The organism is Streptomyces hypolithicus (genome assembly GCF_052934925.1).
Window position 1 is genome coordinate 1 of sequence record NZ_JBRFMQ010000002.1, and the last position, 21090, is coordinate 21090.

Below are 21090 nucleotides of genomic sequence, written 5' to 3' on the forward strand. Positions count from 1 at the left end.
CCGCGGAGCGGGTACCACATCGCTGCGCGATGTGCAAGGGGGGCGGTCGCTGCGCTCCCTTTGGCCCGTGCGGAGCACGGCCCCCCCTTCCGCTGCGCTCCTGGGGGGCAGCGGGGCCGGCCGCTGCGCGCCCGGCTGGCCGCGCGGTGCGCGGGCGGGCTGTTGGGGTGGGGTGGTGCGGCTTGTGGGGCCTCTAGTGCGGGAGTTGGGGGAGCGCGGCGGCGCTCCCGGCGGGTGCGCTGCGCTTCCCCGCCTGACGGTCCTTCCGGCTGCGCCTCCAGAACCTTGGGGCCCGCTGCGCGGGCGAGCTGGTTGTGAGGGGGTGGGTGTCACTCGTTGGTGTGGGTTCCAGTATAGCGTGTGCATCGGGTAGATGCAGCATGTACCGTTGGCGGAAACACGGGACACCCCCCAACCACCTGGAGCGGGGCGCTCGTTCCAACAAATGGAAACCCCGGAATTCGTTCCCACCATCGACCGTCAGATTACAGAATTCCGGAGCCTGGAGACCCCGGCCACAGAACGGAACCTCAGAGCCGCGAAAGGCTGAATTCAAGGTGCGGAGGTACGCGAGCCGAGTGGCCGCCAGGCCGCGCGGCGGAACCGGCCACCGGCCTCAGCCACTCCATTCGGTGCTTGTCCGTCGCGGCCGGCACCACCCGAGACTCAGAGCCGCTGATGCCGCCTACGGTCCGGGCGGGGCTCGCGGAGTCGCACGCGAAGCCGCCTCAGCCCCGGGGAGGCGCCCGGCGACCACGGGGGCCCGGGAGCGGCGGAACGGCCGCATGCGGCGCAGCTGGGGGCCTTGGTGCGGCCGCCGGGGAGCGAGCGGGTGGTGACCGCCAGGGCCGGACGGTGGAGCGTCGCACGTGGGTGCTGGTGCCTGGCCTGCCGTCGGTCGCGGATGGCACGCGTACGCGAGGCCCTGATGCGGCCTTCGCGCGCGTGTGCGTCTTAGGGAAAAGAGGGCCGTCGAGAGAAACCGCCTCTGACCTGCGACTTTGCGGAAGGGGATGTGTCAGCGCTGACACACTGACCTGCGGAAATGTGTTGGTGGTGCCACATCGGCACCCGTATTAGCCAACCTAGCTTGTACAACTTTGCATCGTTGCAGGTGAGGCCGTGTTTCTAGGGAACCCTCCCCGAAATCCGGTGTGTCGGCGTCGACACCAAAGCGCCACGCCAGCCTGTACAAATCTGCCAAGTGGGGTTGGACAACTGCTAGGGTCCGTCGCGACCCGTCAAGATCGAGGACAGGACCTTCGTCGATGCCCCGCGAGCCCAGGCGCCCTGCCGCCGGCCGAAGCAAGGGCCGGATCACCGCCGTTCAGCCCGGTGGTGACAGCGCCTTCCGCGAGACCCTGTCGTCCCGGCTGGGGCAGGACATCAAGCCGCCGACCCGCAAGCGGCCGGTGCAGCAGATGGACGTCAACGTCCGGTACACGTACCGCGCGCCCCACGAGATGTACGGGCGGTCCGGCTACAGCGTGGTCTCCAACGACTTCTTCGCCGATGTCCTGGCGGTGCTGATCGCCCAGCACGGCATGTCGCCGATCCAGTCCGCGGTCCTGCTGTGGTGCATCGGCCGTCAACGCGAGGGATGGCTCCGGGCCACGCACAAGAAGATCGCGGACAAGCTGGGCGTGGAGCGGTCGAACGTGACCCGCGCGCTCGGACGGCTGGAGGAGTGGCACATGCTCCAGCGCGTCGACACCGGTCTGATCTTCGTGAACCCGCTGCTCGGCTTCGAGGGCAACGGCGACGTCCAGCACGAGATCCTGGAGGCCCTGCGCCGGGGTGCGCCGGAGGGCGCCTTCCCCGAAGTGAAGCCCCCGCCGGCGCCGCGCAGCGTGCAACTGGAGCTCGGGGCCGGGGACAGCGACGATGAGGGTGTCGAGAAGGAGGGGCAGGCATGCTGATCCAAGCGAGCGCCGGTTTCGGAATGCTGTACCGACTGGACCTCACGAAAGCCGCGATGGAGCTGCTGAGCGTCCTCATCGAGCGCCAGGAGCCCGGCGGTGAGGTGAACGCCTCCCAGGCCGAGCTGGGCGCCCGCGTGGGCCTGTCCCGCAACTCCGCGAACACCGCGATGGCGCTGCTGGAGAGCCGGAACCTGGTGCTGCGGCCCGAGGACCGCAAGTACCGCACCTACTACCTCCACCCGTATGTCGCCTCCTACGCCACTCAGGAGGAGCTGGAGGAAACCATCCAGGACGCCGCCGAGCGCATCGAGGCCGGCGAACTGCCCGAGATCACCGCCCCCCTGTACGAGACGGGCCCGCCGAAGCGCCAGCCCCAGACACCGCTCAGGGCGGTCCGGGCCGCCGGGTAGCGCGGGTTATCGCCCCCGGGTGATAACCACCTGGGGAATGTCCCCCTGCTGCACAGGAATGTGCAGCAGGGGGACATTCGTCTGCCGCGACCGGCCAGATTCGCGCACACCGTTCCCCTCCAGGGGAAAGCACAGGTCAGCGGCGTTCCGCGCGGCCGGACGGTAGCACTGGGGGAACCGTGTTGTTCTGGTTTCCCAGAACAACAGGCAGGCCGCCGGAGCGAGTGCGTACATCGTTCCCCTGGAGGGGAAAGCCGCAGGCAGGGCGACCCGTACGGGCGTTCCTCGGGGGCGGTGCCGCGTGCCACCCGCCCGAGTGCCGGCCCGCGCGGTACGAGTGGAGCGTGACTTACGACTTCCGCCTCCACTTCACCCAGGAGCTGGGCAACCGCTTCGGCTCGCCCACCGACAGCTGGCCCGCGAGCGCGGAGCGGGTGACGCCGTTTCTCGCGATCGTCGTGGACGCCCTGGGCGTGGACGACGGCCTGCGATGGTTCGAGGCGGCCCGTGAGGCTCGCCAGCGTGTGCTCGAGGACGAACGCGACGACAGCTACTGCTTCGGCTTCGCCCACTACCTCGACACGGCGGCCGGGGCGTTCAAGGACGTCACCCTGCCCGTGGTGGCCGCCTTCGAGGCGATGAAGGGCGCGTACGAGGTCGCCCGACGCGAGAGCAGCGTGGACGTCGACGTGTACTTCGAGTGCGCGGCGCAGGCGTGCTCAGGGACGTCTGGGTGACGCGACGCGGCGCCGGCGGCAGCAGCTGGAGCAGGGCCGGGCAGGGAGGCAGGCCGCTGCCCGGTGAGACCGGCCTTGCAGCAGACCGGTTGCAGCAGCCCGCGTCCACGTCGGTGCCTCCGGTGCAGCAGCCACCCGCGCTGCACCGGTGAGGCCGGCCTTGCTACCCGTGCAGCACCCGTGTGCCGCCCGGGTCGGGTGAACGCTTCACCGCGCGCCGGGCGACCGTTGCAGCACCCGGTCTTGCACCCCTCCGCTGCCCTTGCAGCCTTCGCCACCAGGAGCAGCAGCCCGTGCAGCACGACGGGCAGCAGGCAGAAGGGGGAGGCGCTGGAGGTCCCCGCCCGGGGCTTCGCCGGGAGGCCGCTGGGGGCCGCCTGAGGGGGCCGCGGCCGGGCCGTTTCTTGCACCCCATGTAGTTAGGTACTTGTAGTACCTATGTGCGGGTTGAACTCTCTTCCCCCTGAGAGCAGAGCTCGCGGCGGGGAGAGCGAGAACATCGGCGCCGGAGAGGTGCGACTGGCCACAGGGGTCCGGCGGCCCGCCGGTGAACCGATGCTGACCCACCGCCGCGCCCCTGAGCAGCCCCGGCCGCTGCGGCGCCATCTTCCCGGCCGGGTGCCCGGCCGGGAACGCCCCGGCGGCGGACGAAGTCACCGTTTGCCGGTACCGCCGGGAGGCCGCTGGGACCGTCTGAGCGGGTCGGAACCAGGCCCCCCGTCTTGCACCCCAATGTGGGTAAGTAGTTGTAGTGCCTATGCGCGGGTTGAACTCTCCCCCCCCCTGAGAGCAGAGCTCGCGGCCGGGAGAACGAGAACACCAGCGCCGGAGACGAGCCGCGGCAAGTCGACCGGGAGCTGCGGAGGCACTCCGGGCCGCCCGAGGCGCTGTACGCCGCTGTGAGGGCACGAGGGGCCCGTGATCGTCGCTCGGGAGCCTGGAGGCGCTCAGAACGCCGCAGAGAGCCGCAGACGAGCCGGGAAGGCAAGCGCGCCGGGGTGACAGGTGCGGCGGCAAGCTCCGCCCGGCCGTGCGATTACTGCGCACCAAGAACCGCCCGACCGCTCGGGGGTCCGCGTCTGCGAGGTCTTCCGCAGCCTGCAGGTACTTCGCCTACGGCGGCTCAGAACGCCGCAGAGAGCCGCACAGCGCCGGGAAGGATCAAGCGCGCTCGGGGTGACAGGTGCGGCGGCAAGCTCCGCCCGGCCGTGCGATTACTGCGCACCAAGAACCGTCGACCGCCCGTCCGCGTCTGCGAGGTCTTCCGCAGCCTGCAGGTACTTCGCCTACGGCGGGTGGGAAGAACGCGTTCGTCATCTGGTCGGTCAGTCCTAGGTCTTCCTCTTACGCGAGCGATCCCTCACCAAGTTATGAACCCGATCCCTCACCAAACGATGAACATGGTGGTCTGCAGCCCACCGTCCTCGCCGTCGGCGCCGGCTTCTTCGAACCGGGCGAGCAGCACGCGGTCGGCCCGGTCCAGGAGGTCGGGTCAGACCTCGATGTACGCGACGACGACCACGGTCTGAAGAACCGAAATCCAGTACAAGATCCGAACGCGCTCGACGTCGTCGGCGCCTCGGGGGCTGGTCAGGTTCTCCAGCTGCTTCGCGGCGGAGTGACGACCAGGGCGCGGAGGCGTGGCGCCTCGCTGGATCCGGGCGCTCCGCTGCCGTGCTCGCGGCGGAGTCGGAGAACGTGATCCGGGCGCGGCGCGGGCCGTGCTGCCTGGGCATCAGGCGACGGCCGGGCGCTGGGCTGCGAGGCGGGTGAGGTGGGCCTCGCGCAGCTCCTCCCACGGGGTGCACTGCTCGGGGTCGGGCAGGCCGTTGGTGGCGATGTCCTCCAGGACGGCGGCGAACCGGTCGGCATCCGCGCGGGTCTTGGCCGCGTACGCGCGCAACCCGTCGGCGGCCGCGGGCTCCAGCTGCCGGGCGGCGGTGTCGGCAGGGGCCGGCTGTTCGCTCATCGAGGACTCCAGAGGGCAGAACTGGCGTGTGCCACCAAGGTATCGCCGGGCAGGCGGGCCCGGGAGCACTCCGCCCGAACCCGCCCCGCGACTACGCTCCGTACTACTCACAAGTGCGCGGGACGTTCGATCTTGAGTGTCACGCCCCACCCCTGAAATCGGTCTGGAGAGTTCTACGGCCCCGAGAAACGACAAACAGGGGCAGAGTGCGCGGGACGTGACACCCTGAAATCGGCCTCTGGAGAGTGTCACGCCCCACCCCTGAAATCGGCCTCTGGAGACTACGGCCCCGAGAAACGGACAAACAGGGGCAGATTCGCGGTGGCGTGACACCCGGCGTGACACGTTTCCAGGGGAGCGTGACACCAGTGTCACGCTCACTTTCTGTCACCGTGACATCGGTTCCGGGCTTGCGGGCGGTCGGCCGGTGGTGGGGCCGGCCGGACGAAGGTGACGGGCGGCCGCTGCGCTCTTCCCGGCCCACGACGCCCAGCTCCTGGCCGTCGCTCACGTCTGGGTTCCTTCGACGCGGGTGAGGAACGCGCCGAGTGCGGCGGCGGCTTCGGGCTCGGTGGTGGCGAGCGTGGCCGCGAACGCCAGCTCGTCGACGTCGGCGCCGGGGACCAGGCGGGCGAGTTCGGCGAGCAGCGCGGCGTGCGCGAGGACCGGCGGCGTCAGAAGGCCGGCCGCGGATTCGCGGGCGGCCTGGTCGCGGTAGTGCCCGAGGTGCGGGTGAGTTCGTCGCGTACGGCCTGGGCGAGCCAGGTGTCGACGTCGGCCTGGACGTAGCCGCCGGCGCGCCGGGTGAGTTCGTCGCGTACGGCTTCGTCGCCGTCGCGGGGCTCGGTCTGCTTCAGCGTGCCCAGCTCGCGCAGCGCCTGGAGCTCGTCGGCGCGGGCCGCGATGAGGGCGGCTTCGCGCAGCTCGGCTTCTCGGGCGGCGGCGGCCGCGGCGTCGGCGGCGAGCTCCGCCTGGACGACGTCGTCGGCGTCCGGGTCGTAGACGGTGCCCGGCATCGCGGCGGCGAGCAGCTGGTCCAGGCGCTCCCACTCCGCGAGCTCCGCGCGGCCGCAGACGTCTTCGGCCAGGTCCTCGTGCCGCGAGTTCTGCCGGGCGTCGAACCGGGCGTCCTCAAGGGCCGCCGCGACCGCGCCGGCGTCCATGCCCTTCGCCCGGCGCCGCACGACGCGGCGGCCGATGCGGGCGGGGTCGACCGGCTCACGGGGCGCGGCGACGCGCGGGGCGAGCGGTCGGCGGGTCTCGCCGGGCGCTCACCAGTCGGGTGCCGGGCGGCCAGAACCGGGTCATCGTCGGTCTCGCATTCATCGTGTGGATTCGGGAGCGGGCCGCCGCCAGAGCGCTGTACGGCGGCCCGCCGAATTGTTTATAGCAGGCCCTGAATTTGGCCGGGTCAGAACCGGAAGTCTATGGACTGGACGTGTGTGAAATCTGCGCGCAGGCCAGGGGCGCGGGTGCCCCAATCCGTGAAATACGACTCGGTGATGGCGGCGGCGACAATCGGATGCAGCTCTTCCTCCGTCGCACCGGCCGCCTGGAGTTCGAGGATCTGCTTCACGTAGGTGGGTGAGATCGGCGTGGTGATGTTCCGGATCCGGCCGTCATCCGAGCTGCCCTTGCCCTCGAATCCGAAGTACGCCGTCACCTCCACCGTCATGCCGCTGGAGGTGGACGCCCGCTCTCGTGCCTGTGCTCTGACCTGCGGTTGCCACTCGGATTCCGTCTCCTCCACCAAGACGGCCTGGAGACGCTTCTGTGGGGTCTTCAGCTTCCCGGCGCGGTAGCGCTCCACCGTCCGGCGCGAGATGCCCAGACGCTCCGCCAGCGCCCTGGTGGCCCCCGCCGATCGCGTGAGGAGGAATTTCACCTGTGCATTTGCCGATTTCGGGGCGGGCCGGGTGAAGACCTTCCGCTCAGCCCGCGCGAGGGCCTCCAGGACCTTGCCGCGGCGCGGGGCCGGCTGCTGCTGCTCGTGATCGCTCATGCCACCAAGGAGGCCACGGCGCCCCTGTGGACAGAGTCCGGAGCAGGCCGCCCGACCTTTGCGCGGATACGCGAGCGAGCCCCGGACCGCATCATCGGTCCGGGGCTCGCGAGCCGTTCGGGTACGGCCGCTACAGCTGGAATCCCAGGTTCAGCACGTCGTTGATCTGGACCTCCTGGAGGGAGCCGGCGCGGCGGCCGCTGTCCTGGAAGTAGACCTCCTTGAGGGCTTCGGCGGTGAGCTCGCGCAGCTGGTCTTCGCTGGCGCCCTGCTCCTGGGCGTCGAAGAGGCGGGCCGCGTACTGGGGAGGGAGCGCCACGGTGAGGTGCCGTTCGCGGTCCTCATCCGTGGAGTCCATCGACGCTCCGGCGTAGCCGAGGCGGGCGTGGACGTCGATGACGATGCCGCCGGTCGTCGCCGCCTTCTCCCGGGCCTTGGCCCGGATCTGCGGCTGCCACCGGGCCTTCACCTCGCGCTCCAGGCGCGCGGCGAGGTCCGGACGGGGCTTCTTGATCTGCTCCTTCACGTACCGCTCGACGGTGCGCTGGGAGACCCGCAGCATCTGGGCGACCGCCTTGGTGCCCTTGTGCTGCTTGACCAGGTACCGCATCTGCGCGCCGGCCGACTTCGGCACCGGGCGGGTGAACGCCTTCTGCACCGCCTGGTTGAGGCCGTCCCCGAACTCCTTGTTCATCGCGCTCCCTACTCCCCGTTGTCCTTGTCGGTGACGGTGCCGTCCTTGATGTACCGAGCGAGGTTGAGCTCAGGGGCCTTGAACTGCTCCCGGGCACCTTCACCCCACAGCGTGGTCTGCGTGCCCTCGTGCTTCACCAGGCCGGGGTTGACCCCGAGCTTGAAGCCGCCCGGCAGCGGCTTGCCCTCGCGGTCGCGGGGCAGGAAGTCCAGCGGGCTCTCGCCGTCGACGGCGTAGACGACGCAGTCGGAGAGGATCGCCACCGGGTACTGCCCGGTGAACGCCGCGTGCTTGACCATCTTGCGGTGGAGGTTGATCCGGGTGCGGGAGATGACCGCCGCGCGGATGTCGGGCCGCCACGTCGGGCGCTCCAGGGCCCGCCACCGTTCGCCGGCCGTCCAGCCCTCGCCGCGGGGCCGCTCGCGCAGCTTCCCCAGCCCGCCCTTCACCGTCGCCTTGACCGCCGAGACGACGATGGCCATCTCCGGGTCGCGGCTCTTGTAGCCGTCCATCGCCGTAAGGAAGTCCTCGGGCGACAGGTCGGCGTCGACGCCGAGGTCGGCCATCGTGGTGAGGTAGGCGTCGCGCAGCCGGCTGTACCAGCCGTCCAGGTAGCGGCCGTTCTCGTACCGGACGTACGCCTCGGTCGGCGTCACGTCGTACCCGAGCTCCTGGGCGTAGGCGATGGTCGGCGTCGCGTACCAGGCCGGCCCCGACGGGCGGTCGCCCTTCGGCGTGAACGGGGAGGGCAGCAGCGCGCCGTCCAGCTCCACCCACTCCTTGCCGACCTTCACCCGCGACAGGTCGACGTGGCTGAGGTCGACCAGCCAGCTTCCCGGGAGCTTCGGGTCGAACACGGGGCTCTTGACGTGCGTGTGCTCACCGAGGCCGACGACCAGCCCGTTCGCTCCGGCGGCGAACGCCATGTTGACATCCAGGCCCACGAGGTTGCGGCGCAGGCACTCGTCGTCGGTGAGCGGGCGGGCCCAGTCGTACGCCTCCTCGAACAGCTTCTCCGCCGGGCCCCGCACGTGGAAGCGCGGCAGGTCCGCGAGGAGGGGGTGCCCGTCGGGGGCTTCGCACGGCGCGCAGTCCACCGGGTCCAGGCCCAGCGAGCCGGGCGTCTTGTCGTCGGCCCGTCGCAGGGCGCCAGTCTCCTCGTCCCGCACGGCGTAGGTCGGCGGGTGCAGGGCGGTCATGAGCTCGAGGCCGGTCACGGCGGTGGAGCCGCGCGGCGTCATCACCCGGGACGCGTAGGCGCCCAGGACGCGGGCGAGCTCCGCCGGCGGCAACTGCCCGGCAGTGCCCCAGAACCGGACGTCCAGCGCGTTCCACGACGGGATGCACAGCTGGACGCACTGGCGGTCCGAGCCCTGGGCGGGGCGGTAGATCCGCGCCCACGGCCCGAACCCCCGCTTCGTGAGCTGCCAGTCGGCGCGGGTCAGCTGCTTGATCACCTTGTGGCCCTCCGGGATCCGCCCGGCGATCCGCTCCTCCTCGGTGAGGGCCACCGGGAGACCGTAGCGCTCGCACGCGGCCGCGGTGAGCACGATCAGCGGGTCGGCCGGCCTGCCCGGCCCGGACAGCTTCGGCTGACCGAGCTTCTCCTTGAGCGTCCAGCTCCACCTTGGGACGGCAGGGATCCGCCCGGCGATCCGCTCCAGGACCTCGGTGAGGGCCGCCGGGAGGTAGCGCTCGCACGCGGCCGCGGTGAGCACGATCAGCGGGTCGGCCGGACCTGCCCGGCCCGGACAGCTTCGGCTGACCGAGCTTGGCCTCCTTGAGCGTCCAGTCCACCAGGGACGGCAGGGACTTGGCGGGCACGTCCAGGACCAGGCCGCCGACGCAGTACGCCAGCACCTTCCCGTCCTCGACGTCGACGACCGCCAGCGGACCGTTCTCGAACCGCGGGTCCATCTCGCCCGCCGCAGTCGCGGCCGGGGCCGGGGCGGCCTTCTTCGCGCCGGGGCGGCGCGACGTCGACGTCGGCCTGGTGGTGGGCGCCGGGCGCGGCGCGGCCACCGGAGCAGCGGCGACGGGAGCGATGGTGGTGGTGTTCTCGGGTGCAGTCATGACCGCAGCCTCGGACGCCGGACCTGTGGACAGAGTCCGCGCTTCCGCCGGAGCGGGAGCGGCGGCGAACGTGGCCGGCACCGCAGCGTCAGGGACGGGCACGACCGGGGCGGCAGGTAGAGCTCCGCCAGCTGCTCCAGCAGCCGGGCGTAGGCGTCGCGCTCCGGCGGGCGGGGCTCGGTCTTGCCGGACTCCCAGCCGGACACCGTGGCCCGGCGCACCTTCAGCGCGCCTGCCACCTCATCGATCGTCAGGCCGTGCGCGGCACGCAGCCTCTTGCGCTCCGCCGGTGGCGGGAGCGTGGAGCGGGACGCGACCAGCGCGTCGACCGCGTCGAACAACTCGGACATGGAACACCTCCTGATCCATACTCTACCCCATGAAGCGCACCGAGTGCGTACGTTCAGCGTACGTATCGCGTACGAAGTCTGTTCGATGGCAGGAATGTGCACACTTCCGTAAGGTGGTGTGCATGATGACGGAGAGCACCTACTCGATCGTGGAAGCCCGCGCCCGGCTGGGCGCCATCGCGCGCGAGGTCAGCGCCACCCGGGAACCGGCCGCCATTACCGACCACGGCCAGACCATCGCGATACTGGTCAGCCCCGCCGACGCCCTCGAAGCTGCGGGCCCTGGCTCCAGGAGCTGCGGGCCCTGTTCCGCACGATGAGGCCCTGGCCCTACCGCGCGCGCCAGGAACGCGGCGAGAGCGCCGGCGTTCCGCACGATGAGGCGTACCGACGCGTCTTCGGCGGAGTCGAGGCGTGAGCTACGAGGTCATCTGGGAACCCGAGGCGCTCGCCCAGGCGGAGCAGTTCGCCAAGGACGACCCCGCGGGAGTCCGGCAGGTGTTCACCGCCGTCGACCGCCTCGCCGAGGAACCGCGAGGGCGCGTTCGGCAGCACCGACGTCCTGCGTATCCACGTCGGCCGCTACCGAGTGATGTACGAGATCGGCGACAGCCAGGTCCGCGTCAGCGTCATCCACCTCGGACGCCTGCGCTGAACGACGCACGAAGGGGCGGCCTCTCCCCTGAGGCCACCCCTTCGCTCTGTCTGTGCGGCCCGGAAGGCCGGCGGGAAGAAGGCCGGCGCCTGAGCTCTGCTCAGTCCGCGGCCCGGCTGTCGTCGTCCAGGTGGCCCATGGCGTAGCCGTGCTCATCCGGATGGCGGGCCAGGCGCGCCATCACCCACGCGGTCCGGGCGTCCATCCCCTCGCCGAAGTCGGCGGCCAGGCGCGTCGTGCCTGCCACGTCGTGCGCGGGGCGAGCGCCCACCGTACGAGCGGGAAGCGGACGCGGCCGGTGCCGGCTGTCGTCCGGCCCGCCCCGCCGGGGAGGTCCTCGGAGGCGGGGTCGGGGATGTTCGCGCTGACATCGTCCAGGCGCAGCAGCGCGCCGGCCGGAGCGGGACGGCCACCCCGCGCGGGAAGATCATCGCGGAGCTGAGCTTCGGGTTCTGGCGCTTCCTGCTGGCCCGCCAGTACAAGACCAGCCTCTGGCCCGACCTGGCGGGCGCCTTCCCTCACGCTCCCAACCGTGCCCTGACCACGGTGGAAGACCCGGTCAAGCGCCTGCACAAATTCCGCAACCGCATCGCCCACCACGAAGGCATCTGGCACCTGCCGCTCGAAGCCCGCCGCGACGACATCCAGAGCGTGCTCGGCTTCATAGCGCCCGCCGCCGCGGCCTGGGTGGCCGACGCCTCCCGCATCGACGACGTCCTCGCCCGCCGCCCGTGATCGGGCCGGACTATTCAGTCGGTGTTTGCGCCCTCGACCCGAACGACGACGAAGAGGTCCCCCGGCTCCCCACCGTTTCTACCGGGCCAGCCCAGACCTTTGAGTCGCAGTCGCTGCCCAGGTCTTACTCCTGGGGGAATCCGGATCCGGTGGGCTGTTTCTGCGGAGACCTCGCCGGTTCCTCGGCAGGATTCGCAGCCCGGTGTGACGTGCGCGCCGGCTGTGGAAGCGCAGTCCGGGCAGGGGTTCCGGTCGGTGAGGAGAAGCTGTGTGACTGCGCCGAAGGCCGTGATGCGAGGGCTCACGGCGGATCGGACGTACCTGTCCGGCCCGCGGGTGGGCAAGTCCTCGTCAAAGTACCGCCGGTCAATCTCGCGGAGGGCGAGCATGACCTCGAACGCGTCGGCGGGGCGGTCGTCGGGATCCTTGGCCAGGAGCCGGGTGACGAGCGCCACCAGTTCCGGCATGCTCACGGCGGAGCCGGCGAGGCCGTTACGCCTGTTGCCGGCAGAGTCTTGGAGGTGCCCGCAGTTGCCTTGGGGAGCGGTGACGGGCACGGTCCTGTAGAGGGTCTTCAATATCAAGGGTGGGGATACTCATGAATGCAGCAGCAGTAGTCATGTGCGCGGTGATCTGGGGAGTAGCGGGCTGGTCCGTGCGGCGCTGCCGCAGGATCTGGCGAGATGGCGCTGACCAGTTGTGGGATCCGAAGTGGGAGGCGCTGTCCGCAGCCTTGGGGCTGGTGGCCTTCGCGGTGATGTCAATGGCCCTCCTGCAACTGCCCGTCGATCCCCTCGTCATCCTTGGCCCGACCGCGTTGCTGGGCCTGGGATGCGTCGCATGCGCGGTTGCCAAGAAGGTGGCGGCGCGACGCGACGACTCCGCGGTACGGGCAATGCGCGCCGGGCTGGGACTTCCCGTCGAACGACGCATGTGGCGCCCCGTGACGTGGCGGTGCTGTGGGCCGTGGCCGGGGTCATGGCCACGGCTGTGTGGGCGGTCAGCGCTGCTGCGCTCTCCGCTGGCCTCGCAGCCGAGGGCCAGCGACCAGCGATGGAAAAAGCCCTGAACATTGGAGTTGTAGTCGCCTTCAGCTTCATCGTCGTCGGCGGGTTGCACGCATGCATCCAGCAGCGCCGGCTGGACAGGGAACAGCGTCGCGTATGCGCCTCCGACCGGAAGTACCTCAGTGAAGACGTCCCGAACTGATGTTTTCAGAACGCCGTTCTGAACTGCGCTCGTACTCGGTTCCAGAACGACGTTCTGCAGGCCAGGCTTGGAAGCCTCGGGAGGGGCACCGCGCAGGGCCTTCGGGGCGAGGCGCTTTGCCTCAGCTGCCTGCTACAAGTTCCGCGAGTGCAGCTACTTCCTCCAGCAGGCCGCCGACGCCATCGAGGAGGAGGCCAACGCCGTCCCCCTCGGCATCGGCCCCTACAGCGAGTGCGGCGCTGGCCGGGAAGGCGAGGCGCTGAAGCTGTTCACCCAGCGCGTCGAAGAGCACCGCAACGAGCAGCGGCGCCGCCAGCAGCAGCTGGACCAGCCCGCCGACCAGGCCGCGCCCACCGGCCAGCCGTCGGCGCCCTGACCGCGAATCAGCGCCGCGGCTGCGGACGACCTCTTCTGCGCTCCGGCAGGAAAGGAGTTCGGCGGGGTACTTCTTGGTTCGGTCGGCGGCATCGCCCGCGTCGGTAGCAGGTCATCCCGGTATGCGCCGGTTGATGTTGCTACAGGGGTCAATGCGCCTGCGGGGCACGGGAGTTGCCTGGTGGAACTCCTGTGTCCTCACGTGGTGTAGAGCTTAGATTGCGACATGTGATCGATGCGGCGCCCGGAACCGCTGGAGGCGGGACGCACCGTGGTGGCCCCTTCGGAGAGGACCGGCTCAGGATGACGGACATAGCCGTCGGCGTCGCGGTACGCCGCTCCGCAGCCCCCAGGCCCAGCACGGTGGTGAGCGCACCGGCGGCGCCGGTAGACGTAGAAGGTCCGACGCCGTACGGCGTGTGGGGTGACGAGCTGCGGGCCCGTGCCTGGCTGTGGCGCCGTTTCGGTGTCGGTACGTACGCAGGCTCCGGCGGCACCGAATGACAGCGGACGGAGAGATAGACGGCGGCGGTTCGAACCCCCGCGTGGTGAGTCAGCCGCTGCCTCCCGAGGTCCCGGCCCCGCGCACGGAGCCTTCGTTCGGACCTGGTCCGGACGACGCCAGCCGGGCTCCGGACCCGGACTGGTGGCGCTCGCCTGCGCCGCTGTCTCCCGAGGCCGCGGCGGGTCCCCCACCGAGTTCGCCGCCCTCCTTCACACCAGCCCCCGGATCGGCTGCGGGCACCGCCGGCCCGGAGGCCGGCGACGACGGCTCGGGTGCCGGGCCGGGGCGTTGGACGGGGGTGCGTGAGGAGTGGAGCGATACGTGGGCGACGCACGGCCAGGAGGGCATCGCGGCCGCGCACGAAATCGCCGTCACGATCGGTGAAGCGGTCGTCTCCCACCTGCCCAGCCCGGAGACGGCAGCGGAGAAGCGCGGCCTGGACATCCGCTGGCTGCGCCTGAAGTACAACGTGCCGGCCATCGCGCTCGCGCTGCTGGCGACGTGGAACGGCGACAGCCTTGCGGGGAGCGTGGCGCGGTCCATCGCCATGAACGGGCCCTTCGCCCTGCTCGGGTGGATTCTGCTGCCCGCGCTGGCCCTGGGCTTGCTCATGCTGACGCCGATTGGCGGTCCGCTCGGCAGCGTGCTGGTCGACCTCATCCGCACCGTGCTGTTCGGCCTGGGACGCGTTGTGGCCCGGGCCTGGCACACCGCCTTCACCGGCTATCTGCTGCGCCTGGTCGCGGCCGTGGTCGTGTGGGGCGTCATCTTCGGCGTCGCGCGCCTTCTGTGGCGTGTGGCGGTCAACTGGCTGACAGGAGCGTAATCGTCATGAACAACACGGGAGCCGCCGCCGGCGGAATCGGCGCGGTCGCCCTCGGCCTGGTCGTCCTCTTCTACCAGATCGGCCGCTGGCGCGGCGGCGACCCGACACCCAAAATGCACTTCTTCGCCGGAGTCGCCCTGGCCGCCCTGCTGTTCCTGGGCGGCGGCATCCTGGGCACGATGGGCGGTGCCGCCGCGGCCCTGGGTGACGGGCTCGGCACCTACGCGCTGGAGAACGCCACCGGGGCATCGGTCTCTGCTGGTGGGCAGAAGGCGGCGATGACCGGCGGCGAGAAGGTCGGCGTGAGCGGTGCGATCGCCGGGCTGTGCCTGATGGCGCTCTACGCGGGGCTGATCAAGTCCGGGCGGGCCGACCTCAAGAGCCCGGTGATCCGGGGTGCGCTGGTCGGGGTGTGGCTGGGCGCGTCCGCGGGGCTGCTCGGGATGGCGCTCGGCTTGATCCAGACCTCCGGCAACACCGTCGGTGACATCCTGCTCCGCAGCATCTGAGCACGAGGGAAAGGCAGTTCGACCATGTCCGGCAGCGGGAGCGAAGGCGGGGGCACGTTGGCCGCCGGGGTGCGTCATCTGCGCGCCGAGTGGGGACGCTGGTGGCGTGCCGAGGACCTGACGGACACGCACATCGCCCACCGGGTGCTGAACGACCAGTACCGCTTGTGGCGGCAGCTGAAGCAGCGGGGCAGCGCCGAGGTCCAGCAGAACATCGGCCTGCTCAAAGACCAGCAGAAGCGGCAGACGTACATGCAGATGCAGCAGATGGCACTGCAGAAGCAGAACCGGGGCCGGGGATACGGGTACGGCGGCGGGTACGGGGCGTCCCCGATCATCAGCTACCGGATGATGCAGTGGGCGCAGCTCCAGATGAGGATGGGGCAGCAGGAGTTCCGGCATCTTGAGGTCACCCCGTCGATGCTGCAGATCGGCTACGGGCAGGTCCGCTCCCGCCGTCACCTCACCGCCGGGATCCTGCTGCTCGCCGGGCCGGCGCTGTGGGTGGGCCTGTGGTTGTTGTCCGTCCTGGCCGCCTTCACGGTGACCGCGCTGACCGTTTTCGTCTTCGTCGTGATGGCCGTGGTCAAGGGCCGCAACCCGACCTGGCGGCGCCCCGCGGTGCCCAAGCTTTTGTTCGTGCCGCCGAGCGCGCCCGCCCACACCGAGCTGGAGGATCCCGATCCGCAACCGTTCCCGATCCGGGAGGCGGGCAACAACCCGCGCCAGGCGAGGGAGTCGGTGCGCCTGGCCTTGAAGAAGGAGAACGCGAGGGTCTCCGAGGTCCTGGTCCCCGAGCAGACGGCGTACGGGTGGAAGGTGCCGCTCGTTCTGCAGTCCGGCACGGCCGGACAGCTCGTCAGCATCCTCAAACCCTTGGCGACGACGCTGCGGGTGGGTGAATCGAGGGTCCTGGCGCAGCCGGCCGACCCGAACGACGCGGCCCTCGTCAGTCTGCAGGTCCTCACCCGGGACCCGTTCGCGACCCCGCTGCCCTACCCGGAGCGGTTGCCCGGATCGTGCGCCATCACCGATCCGGTCAGTCTCGGACTGTCCCTCGAGGGCGAGACGACGCCCGTCGTCCTGGCCGGGCAGCACGTGATCATCGTGTCCGACACGGGCGGCGGCAAGACCGGCATGGTGCAGGCCATCGGCGAATACGTCACCGCCTGCCGGGACGCGGTCATCGTCGACATCGACCCGGTCAAACGCGGGCTGAAGGCCCTCGCCCCGGCGGCTGTCATGACCGCCCGCACCCCCGAGGAAGCCGAAGCCGTACTCGAGAAGCTGCTGGCCCGGGCCCGGGCCCGCGTCGCGTCGATGCCGCCCATGCAGGACACCTGGATACCGACCCCGGGCGGGCCGGCGGTCATCGCCGTCCTGGACGAGTACCCCCAACTGTCCAAGCGCGGCAAGGAGCTCGCGGTCGCCCTGCTCCGCGTCGGGCGCGAGGCCCTCATCACCATCGTGCTCGTCACCCAGGACGCCACCTCCGACGTCCTGGGAGACGCCATCGCGGATGCGTTCGGCGTGCGGATCATGCTGCCCTGCCGGGCAGCCGACGTCCCGATCGTGGTCGGGCGGGCGGACGCGATCTCCCGGGGATGGCTGCCCCACCTCCTGGTCCCCTCCCCCGAACCGGGCTTCCCCGCGGACGCCGGACGCTTCTACTGCCTCACCCCCCGACACCGCACCCCGGTCCTGCGTTACGTCTCTCCGCTGCCGCCGGCCGAGGCCGACCGCCGCACCCGCGAACGCGTCGCCGCTGGACTCCCTCGCCTCGAGACGGCCGCTGCGCAGCCCGCCGACACCGATGCCGTGCCCGAGATCGCCCGCCTCCTGCTGGACGCGTTCGCCACGCACCGTGACCCCGAAGCCCTCACCATCGGGCAGCTCGCCGACCACCTGGCGGCCGCCGACCCGGCGGCCTGGGGCAGGTGGGACGGGCAGAAGAACCGGCTCCTCATGGTCGGGCGCACCCTCAAGACACAGCTGAAGGCCGCGAACCTCGACATCCCCGCCGACCGCCTGGGCGCCGAAGTCGACCCCAAACGCCCGACCGCATACCGGCTGGCGGACATCAAAGGCGCCCTGTCGTGATGTGCCGCCGATGTGCCAGCGTCCTGTCCCGGTGCGTCACCGACGTGCCGCGATGCGGCACGACATGACGCCCCACCGCCCGGTGATGTGCCGATGTGCCCGCCACGGGCGCATCACAGACACGTTGCGACCTGCGATGACGCATCGGACACATCAATCCGCTACCCCCGCCCGGAGGGCCGATGACCCCGCAGAATCCAGCCGCGCACGCCAAAATCGCCGCCGACGCCTTCGAGCGCCTAGTCCAGGACGTGAAAACCGGGCGGGCTCAGTGGAGCCACCCGCACCACGTCCGCCAGGCCGTCGACGACCTCACCCGCCTCTCCGACGCGGTGGCCACCACCCTGCACCAGATGGCCGCCGCCCTCGCCACGCTCAACCAGCCCGGACCCCAGCACCACCAGACCCTGGCCGCGCTCGGCCTGGCCGGCCAGGCCGAAGCCACCGCGGCGACCCACCTGCGCCAAGCACGCCGCACCATGCACTGACCGTCACCACGCCGAATGAGGAACTCCGTGTGCCCGCACACCACTTACACCCACGACCGGGGGCCTGATGCTGTACGCCGATGAGGACCCGTGCAGCTCGCTCGGCGGCCCCGCCAAGGACTACTGCGAGGGAGGCGACGGCGGGGCGCGCAGCGTGCCCGGCACCGACAGCGCCGACCCGTTCACCGTCCTCGCGAAGGGGATAGCCGACGCCGCCGACTGGACGGCCCGCCAGCTCGGGAAGCTGGTGGCCGACCGGAACGCGGTCGACTTCACCGGCACCGGCTTCCTCCAGCAGTACGCGGTGATCTTCGCCGCCTCCACCGTGCTGGTCCTGGTGCTGTGGCTCCTGGCCGTCGCCAAACGCGCCGTACGCGGCGTGCCGATGACCACCGCGATGGGAGAGGCGATCGGGCTGCTCTGGCTGGCCGTGCTCGCCTCCGCGTTCACTCCCCTGATCCTGTACACCCTCGTCTCCGCGACCAGCGCGGTCACCGACGTGATGGTGAGCGCGTTCGGCTCCACCCCCGGCGGCCTGTTCGACAGCCTCGGCGCCGACCTCAAGGCCGGCAAGGTCGGCGGCGGGCCGCTGATGCTCGCCGTCGTCTCCGCCGCGACACTGCTGCTGTGCGGGGCGCTCTGGCTCCTGCTGGTCCTGCGGACGCTCGGCCTGTACGTCGGAGCCCTGCTCGGCGTCGTCGTCTACGCCGGCCTCGTCGACAAGGACCTGTGGGGCCACGTACGCCGCTGGGCCGGATTCATGATCACGCTGATCCTGATCGAGCCGGTCATCGTCATCGTCCTGGGACTCGCCGCCGCCCTGCAGACCGGCGGCGGGGGCCAGGGGCCCGTCATCACCGGACTCGCCGTCACCATCATCGCGCTCGGCGTCTGCCTCTACATCATCTGGCGAGCCCCCGGCATCGGCGACGCGGTGAAAGTCGCCCGGGTGACCGCCCGTACCGCCGGCGGCGCCGCCCGCACCGTCACCGGCACCGCAGGCGCTGCCACCGGAGTACTGCGCGGCATACAGACCCACGGCGGCCGCGGCGACACCGCGGGCCGCAGCAGCGCAGGATCACAGAAACAGCCGAATCCCGTGGCCGGGGGCATCAGCGTCCACGCGCAGCGCGACTCGAAGCAGAAGAAGGACGGATAGACACCGCCCTCTCCCGCGGGCCCGGGTCCGTGTCGGGCCCATAGGCGACCGGCCTCTTTTCGGTGGCTGGGACCGACAGAACAGCCTCGTCTCCAGGTCCTTCGGCATCCTGGCCGACCGGCTCCGCAGCGCCTTGTCCTGTTGCGGTGGTGGCTAGCATCGGCTTCATGGTCGATGACGAGACGGCGTTTCATTCTCTTGACGGCACAGCGTTGTTCGGCACGTTCTCCCCTGCGGGTCCGGCCCCGGTGGGAGCGGCGGTGCTGGTGCACGGTTCGGGTGTCACTCGCGAGGAGGGCGGCTTCTTCACACGGCTGGCTGCTGGCCTCGCCGAACGTGGTGTGGCCGGCCTGCGGTTCGATCTGCGTGCGCATGGAGCGAGCGCCGGAACCGAGTCGCAGCTGACGATTGCCGCGGTCGCCAACGACATCCGCGCGGCTTGCGACCACCTGCGGGAGCAGGCCGGTGGCCCCGGACCGGTCCATGTGATCGCCGCGTCGTTCTCCGGCGGCGCCGCCGCCCTGCACGCCGCGCACCGGCCCAGCGACGTTGCGAAGCTGGTCCTGCTCAACCCGCGGCTGGACTACCGGGAGCGCTACGTCACTTCCCGCCCGGGCTGGACCGGCGACTACCTGTCCAAGGAGGCGGCGGAGGTCCTGGGCCGGCAGGGCTACACGGAGAAGTCCCCGTTCGAGCTGAACCGCGCCTTGCTCAACGAGGTGTTCTACCTCGACACCCCGGCCATCCTCGCGGCTGTCCGTGCACCGGTGCTGATGGTGCACGGCACGGCGGACACCTTTGTCCCTGTCGAGTCCTCCCGCCGGTATCGGCCGGTGTTCGGCGCGGGCGCGGAACTGGTGGAGCTGGACGGTGCCCAGCATGGGTTCGCCGTCCATGAGGATCCGCAGTATTTGGACCCGCAGTCGCAAGCCTGGCAGCGCGAGGTCATCGAGCGGGTCGGCGCGTTCCTGACCAGTTAGGCCGCAGTCAGCGCCGCGAGTCTTTCGTGGAGTTCCCGGACGGCGGGGCGCTCGCCGTACGGGTGCAGGCTGGTGGCGGTGCGCTGCAGTTCGGTCAGGGCCTGGCCGAAGCGGGCGGCGGCGGCCAGGCCGAGGGAGTGCAGCGCGGCGTTCGCGGCTTCGTCGGGTTCGCCGGCCGCGGCGAGGGCGCCTGCCAGGTGGGCGGTGAAGAACGCGCGGTCGCGTGGGGCGAAGGCGTCGGTGGCGAGGTGTTGCTGGAACAGGGTGATGGCCCGTTCGCTTTCGCCCGCCTCGCGGTAGCAGATCGCGCTTTGCACCATGAGGCGGGCGGTGGTGTAGCTGTCACCGAGCGGTCCGGTGCAGGTGGCGGGGCCTGCGGTTGGGGCGGCCTGGTCGAGGGCGGCGTGGGCCTTATCCAGGGTCCGTCTCACCTCATCGACGTCGGCGCCGGTCAGCGCGAGTGCCCGGGCTTCTTGCTGGAGGGCTTCGGCGCGGGGGCGCGGGGGCAGTGTCCAGGGGCCGTTCGCGGCGGCGTGGGCCAGATCGCGCATCCGGGCGGGGTCGTCGCGGTCGGTGGCCTGCGCCTGGCGGAGCAGGACATAGGCGTGCATCGGACCGTCGCCGGTCAGCGTCGCCCATTCCTTGGCCTGGTGGTGCCAGTAGGCGGTGGCCTGGGCAGGGGCTCCGGCGTCCCGGTGGAGCCAGGCGGCCAGCTCCGCGCCGCGGGAGCCGAGGATCAGCAGGTCGTGGCGGATACCGGCCCCGGCGTCGCGGGCGGTTGTGTTGATCGCGGCCAGGATGCCCAGCGTGGTGGGCAGCGCCTCGTGCGGTCCGGTGCGGCCGTCCGCGCGCGCCGTGGTGTCCAGTGCGGTGCGCAGGTGCTCGAGGAGTTCGCCGTCGCTGTAGCGCCGGGCGTCGCGCATCGCGGCGGTGAGATGGTCCAGGGCCGCCAGGTCGAACACCGGGGTGGAACCCGCCAGGACGCCTCCCAGGAACGTCCGTCGACGCACGTTCTCCTCCAACTCCACCTGTGGTCCGGGTACCGCCGCCCGCCGGCCCGCCGGTCGGGCCGGGCGCCGGAAGCCGAGGTCTTCCAGAGGGCAGTCGAACATCGCCGTAAGGACGCGCCGGGCGTCGCGGTTGGGCCACCGTGAGGCGCCCGATTCCCACCTGCGTACCTGACGTACCGAGATCCTGGCCTGCTCGTGCAGCTCACGCGCCGTCGTGTCGTACACCTCGGCGAACTCTTCCTGGGTGTGCCAGCCGTGCTGAACCCGGGCGGCGACCAACCGTTCGTTGCCTGCGGCGTGTTCGGGCATGGGCACTCCTGCTTCCTGGACCACCACGGTAGTCACTGCGGCCACGCTCAGCGAGGGGACACTACCGCCCCGT

General features: G+C 70.9%; 22 protein-coding genes and 2 pseudogenes. 15 read left to right on the top strand and 9 right to left on the bottom strand.

The genetic code is table 11. The features are described from left to right. Positions 1–1268 precede the first annotated feature (1268 nt). The 3 genes from ACU6WZ_RS28425 to ACU6WZ_RS28435 all read left to right on the top strand — a co-directional run bounded on the left by ACU6WZ_RS28425 (position 1269) and on the right by ACU6WZ_RS28435 (position 3069). Entirely contained in the window at positions 1269–1919 is a 651-nt protein-coding gene (locus ACU6WZ_RS28425) for a replication/maintenance protein RepL (RefSeq protein WP_447034357.1), read from the top strand. Then, on the top strand, positions 1913–2332 hold the full coding sequence (locus ACU6WZ_RS28430) for a hypothetical protein (protein ID WP_447034358.1): 420 nt from the start codon (positions 1913–1915) through the stop codon (positions 2330–2332). The genes ACU6WZ_RS28425 and ACU6WZ_RS28430 overlap by 7 nt, the downstream gene beginning before the upstream one ends. 344 nt (positions 2333–2676) lie before the next feature. Continuing rightward, a complete protein-coding gene (locus ACU6WZ_RS28435) occupies positions 2677–3069 on the top strand; it encodes a hypothetical protein (protein WP_447034360.1) in 393 nt (130 codons plus the stop codon). A 1492-nt stretch (positions 3070–4561) separates the two neighbouring features. Here the strand turns inward: ACU6WZ_RS28435 and ACU6WZ_RS28440 are convergent. The 6 genes and pseudogenes from ACU6WZ_RS28440 to tap all read right to left on the bottom strand — a co-directional run bounded on the left by ACU6WZ_RS28440 (position 4562) and on the right by tap (position 10157). Beyond that, a pseudogene (locus ACU6WZ_RS28440) lies at positions 4562–4805 on the bottom strand (hypothetical protein). Beyond that, positions 4805–5038, bottom strand: a complete 234-nt coding sequence (locus ACU6WZ_RS28445) for a hypothetical protein (protein WP_382948735.1) — start codon at positions 5036–5038, stop codon at positions 4805–4807. The pseudogene ACU6WZ_RS28440 and the gene ACU6WZ_RS28445 overlap by 1 nt, the downstream one beginning before the upstream one ends. Positions 5039–5712: 674 nt before the next feature. After that, entirely contained in the window at positions 5713–6201 is a 489-nt protein-coding gene (locus ACU6WZ_RS28450) for a hypothetical protein (protein ID WP_447034361.1), read from the bottom strand. A gap of 248 nt (positions 6202–6449) precedes the next feature. Further along, entirely contained in the window at positions 6450–7040 is a 591-nt protein-coding gene (tpg, locus tag ACU6WZ_RS28455; protein ID WP_447034362.1) for a telomere-protecting terminal protein Tpg, read from the bottom strand. Between the two features lie 130 nt (positions 7041–7170). Further along, entirely contained in the window at positions 7171–7734 is a 564-nt protein-coding gene (tpg, locus tag ACU6WZ_RS28460; protein ID WP_447034363.1) for a telomere-protecting terminal protein Tpg, read from the bottom strand. 8 nt (positions 7735–7742) lie between these two features. Next, positions 7743–10157, bottom strand: a pseudogene (gene tap / locus ACU6WZ_RS28465) (telomere-associated protein Tap). 122 nt (positions 10158–10279) lie between these two features. On the opposite strand from tap, the gene ACU6WZ_RS28470 reads away from it, so the two are divergent. Next, on the top strand, positions 10280–10477 hold the full coding sequence (locus ACU6WZ_RS28470; RefSeq protein WP_447034364.1) for a type II toxin-antitoxin system Phd/YefM family antitoxin: 198 nt from the start codon (positions 10280–10282) through the stop codon (positions 10475–10477). Between the two features lie 242 nt (positions 10478–10719). After that, a complete protein-coding gene (locus tag ACU6WZ_RS28475) occupies positions 10720–10812 on the top strand; it encodes a hypothetical protein (protein ID WP_447034520.1) in 93 nt (30 codons plus the stop codon). A gap of 100 nt (positions 10813–10912) precedes the next feature. Here the strand turns inward: ACU6WZ_RS28475 and ACU6WZ_RS28480 are convergent, their stop codons facing one another. Next, positions 10913–11059, bottom strand: a complete 147-nt coding sequence (locus ACU6WZ_RS28480) for a hypothetical protein (RefSeq protein WP_447034366.1) — start codon at positions 11057–11059, stop codon at positions 10913–10915. A gap of 299 nt (positions 11060–11358) precedes the next feature. Between ACU6WZ_RS28480 and ACU6WZ_RS28485 the strand changes: the two genes are divergently transcribed. Next, entirely contained in the window at positions 11359–11547 is a 189-nt protein-coding gene (locus ACU6WZ_RS28485; protein WP_447034367.1) for a hypothetical protein, read from the top strand. A gap of 14 nt (positions 11548–11561) precedes the next feature. On the opposite strand, the gene ACU6WZ_RS28490 is transcribed toward ACU6WZ_RS28485, so the two are convergent. Next, positions 11562–12131: a DnaJ C-terminal domain-containing protein gene (locus ACU6WZ_RS28490; protein ID WP_447034369.1), complete on the bottom strand. Its 570-nt coding sequence runs from the start codon at positions 12129–12131 to the stop codon at positions 11562–11564. 364 nt (positions 12132–12495) lie between these two features. On the opposite strand from ACU6WZ_RS28490, the gene ACU6WZ_RS28495 reads away from it, so the two are divergent. The 9 genes from ACU6WZ_RS28495 (at position 12496) to ACU6WZ_RS28535 (ending at position 19698) form a co-directional block, all read left to right on the top strand. Further along, positions 12496–12756 carry a hypothetical protein gene (locus ACU6WZ_RS28495; protein ID WP_447034370.1) on the top strand — a complete coding sequence of 87 codons (261 nt, stop codon included), beginning with the start codon at positions 12496–12498 and terminating at the stop codon, positions 12754–12756. A gap of 67 nt (positions 12757–12823) precedes the next feature. Next, positions 12824–13132: a hypothetical protein gene (locus ACU6WZ_RS28500; protein ID WP_447034372.1), complete on the top strand. Its 309-nt coding sequence runs from the start codon at positions 12824–12826 to the stop codon at positions 13130–13132. A gap of 302 nt (positions 13133–13434) precedes the next feature. After that, the gene (locus ACU6WZ_RS28505; RefSeq protein WP_447034374.1) at positions 13435–13635 is read left to right on the top strand and encodes a hypothetical protein; all 201 of its coding nucleotides are present in this window, start codon (positions 13435–13437) and stop codon (positions 13633–13635) included. A 44-nt stretch (positions 13636–13679) separates the two neighbouring features. Then, positions 13680–14462: a hypothetical protein gene (locus ACU6WZ_RS28510; protein WP_447034376.1), complete on the top strand. Its 783-nt coding sequence runs from the start codon at positions 13680–13682 to the stop codon at positions 14460–14462. Between the two features lie 5 nt (positions 14463–14467). Then, positions 14468–14971 carry a hypothetical protein gene (locus ACU6WZ_RS28515; protein WP_447034377.1) on the top strand — a complete coding sequence of 168 codons (504 nt, stop codon included), beginning with the start codon at positions 14468–14470 and terminating at the stop codon, positions 14969–14971. Between the two features lie 24 nt (positions 14972–14995). Further along, on the top strand, positions 14996–17071 hold the full coding sequence (locus ACU6WZ_RS28520) for a hypothetical protein (protein WP_447034379.1): 2076 nt from the start codon (positions 14996–14998) through the stop codon (positions 17069–17071). Between the two features lie 182 nt (positions 17072–17253). Further along, a complete protein-coding gene (locus tag ACU6WZ_RS28525) occupies positions 17254–17559 on the top strand; it encodes a hypothetical protein (protein ID WP_447034381.1) in 306 nt (101 codons plus the stop codon). 67 nt (positions 17560–17626) lie between these two features. Then, the gene (locus tag ACU6WZ_RS28530; protein WP_447034383.1) at positions 17627–18718 is read left to right on the top strand and encodes a hypothetical protein; all 1092 of its coding nucleotides are present in this window, start codon (positions 17627–17629) and stop codon (positions 18716–18718) included. A gap of 167 nt (positions 18719–18885) precedes the next feature. Next, complete coding sequence (locus ACU6WZ_RS28535; RefSeq protein ID WP_447034384.1) at positions 18886–19698, top strand: alpha/beta hydrolase; 813 nt, start codon at positions 18886–18888, stop codon at positions 19696–19698. Here ACU6WZ_RS28535 and ACU6WZ_RS28540 read toward each other — a convergent pair. Then, a complete protein-coding gene (locus ACU6WZ_RS28540) occupies positions 19695–21017 on the bottom strand; it encodes a helix-turn-helix domain-containing protein (protein WP_447034386.1) in 1323 nt (440 codons plus the stop codon). The genes ACU6WZ_RS28535 and ACU6WZ_RS28540 overlap by 4 nt on opposite strands. Positions 21018–21090 lie beyond the last annotated feature (73 nt).

Coding starts and splice junctions, on each gene's coding strand:
- ACU6WZ_RS28425 (WP_447034357.1), top strand. CDS start 1,269: ATGCCCCGCGAGCCCAGGCGCCCTGCCGCCGGCCGAAGCAAGGGCCGG.
- ACU6WZ_RS28430 (WP_447034358.1), top strand. CDS start 1,913: ATGCTGATCCAAGCGAGCGCCGGTTTCGGAATGCTGTACCGACTGGAC.
- ACU6WZ_RS28445 (WP_382948735.1), bottom strand. CDS start 5,038: ATGAGCGAACAGCCGGCCCCTGCCGACACCGCCGCCCGGCAGCTGGAG.
- ACU6WZ_RS28450 (WP_447034361.1), bottom strand. CDS start 6,201: ATGGACGCCGGCGCGGTCGCGGCGGCCCTTGAGGACGCCCGGTTCGAC.
- tpg (WP_447034362.1), bottom strand. CDS start 7,040: ATGAGCGATCACGAGCAGCAGCAGCCGGCCCCGCGCCGCGGCAAGGTC.
- tpg (WP_447034363.1), bottom strand. CDS start 7,734: ATGAACAAGGAGTTCGGGGACGGCCTCAACCAGGCGGTGCAGAAGGCG.
- ACU6WZ_RS28470 (WP_447034364.1), top strand. CDS start 10,280: ATGATGACGGAGAGCACCTACTCGATCGTGGAAGCCCGCGCCCGGCTG.
- ACU6WZ_RS28505 (WP_447034374.1), top strand. CDS start 13,435: ATGACGGACATAGCCGTCGGCGTCGCGGTACGCCGCTCCGCAGCCCCC.
- ACU6WZ_RS28515 (WP_447034377.1), top strand. CDS start 14,468: ATGAACAACACGGGAGCCGCCGCCGGCGGAATCGGCGCGGTCGCCCTC.
- ACU6WZ_RS28520 (WP_447034379.1), top strand. CDS start 14,996: ATGTCCGGCAGCGGGAGCGAAGGCGGGGGCACGTTGGCCGCCGGGGTG.
- ACU6WZ_RS28525 (WP_447034381.1), top strand. CDS start 17,254: ATGACCCCGCAGAATCCAGCCGCGCACGCCAAAATCGCCGCCGACGCC.
- ACU6WZ_RS28530 (WP_447034383.1), top strand. CDS start 17,627: ATGCTGTACGCCGATGAGGACCCGTGCAGCTCGCTCGGCGGCCCCGCC.
- ACU6WZ_RS28535 (WP_447034384.1), top strand. CDS start 18,886: ATGGTCGATGACGAGACGGCGTTTCATTCTCTTGACGGCACAGCGTTG.
- ACU6WZ_RS28540 (WP_447034386.1), bottom strand. CDS start 21,017: ATGCCCGAACACGCCGCAGGCAACGAACGGTTGGTCGCCGCCCGGGTT.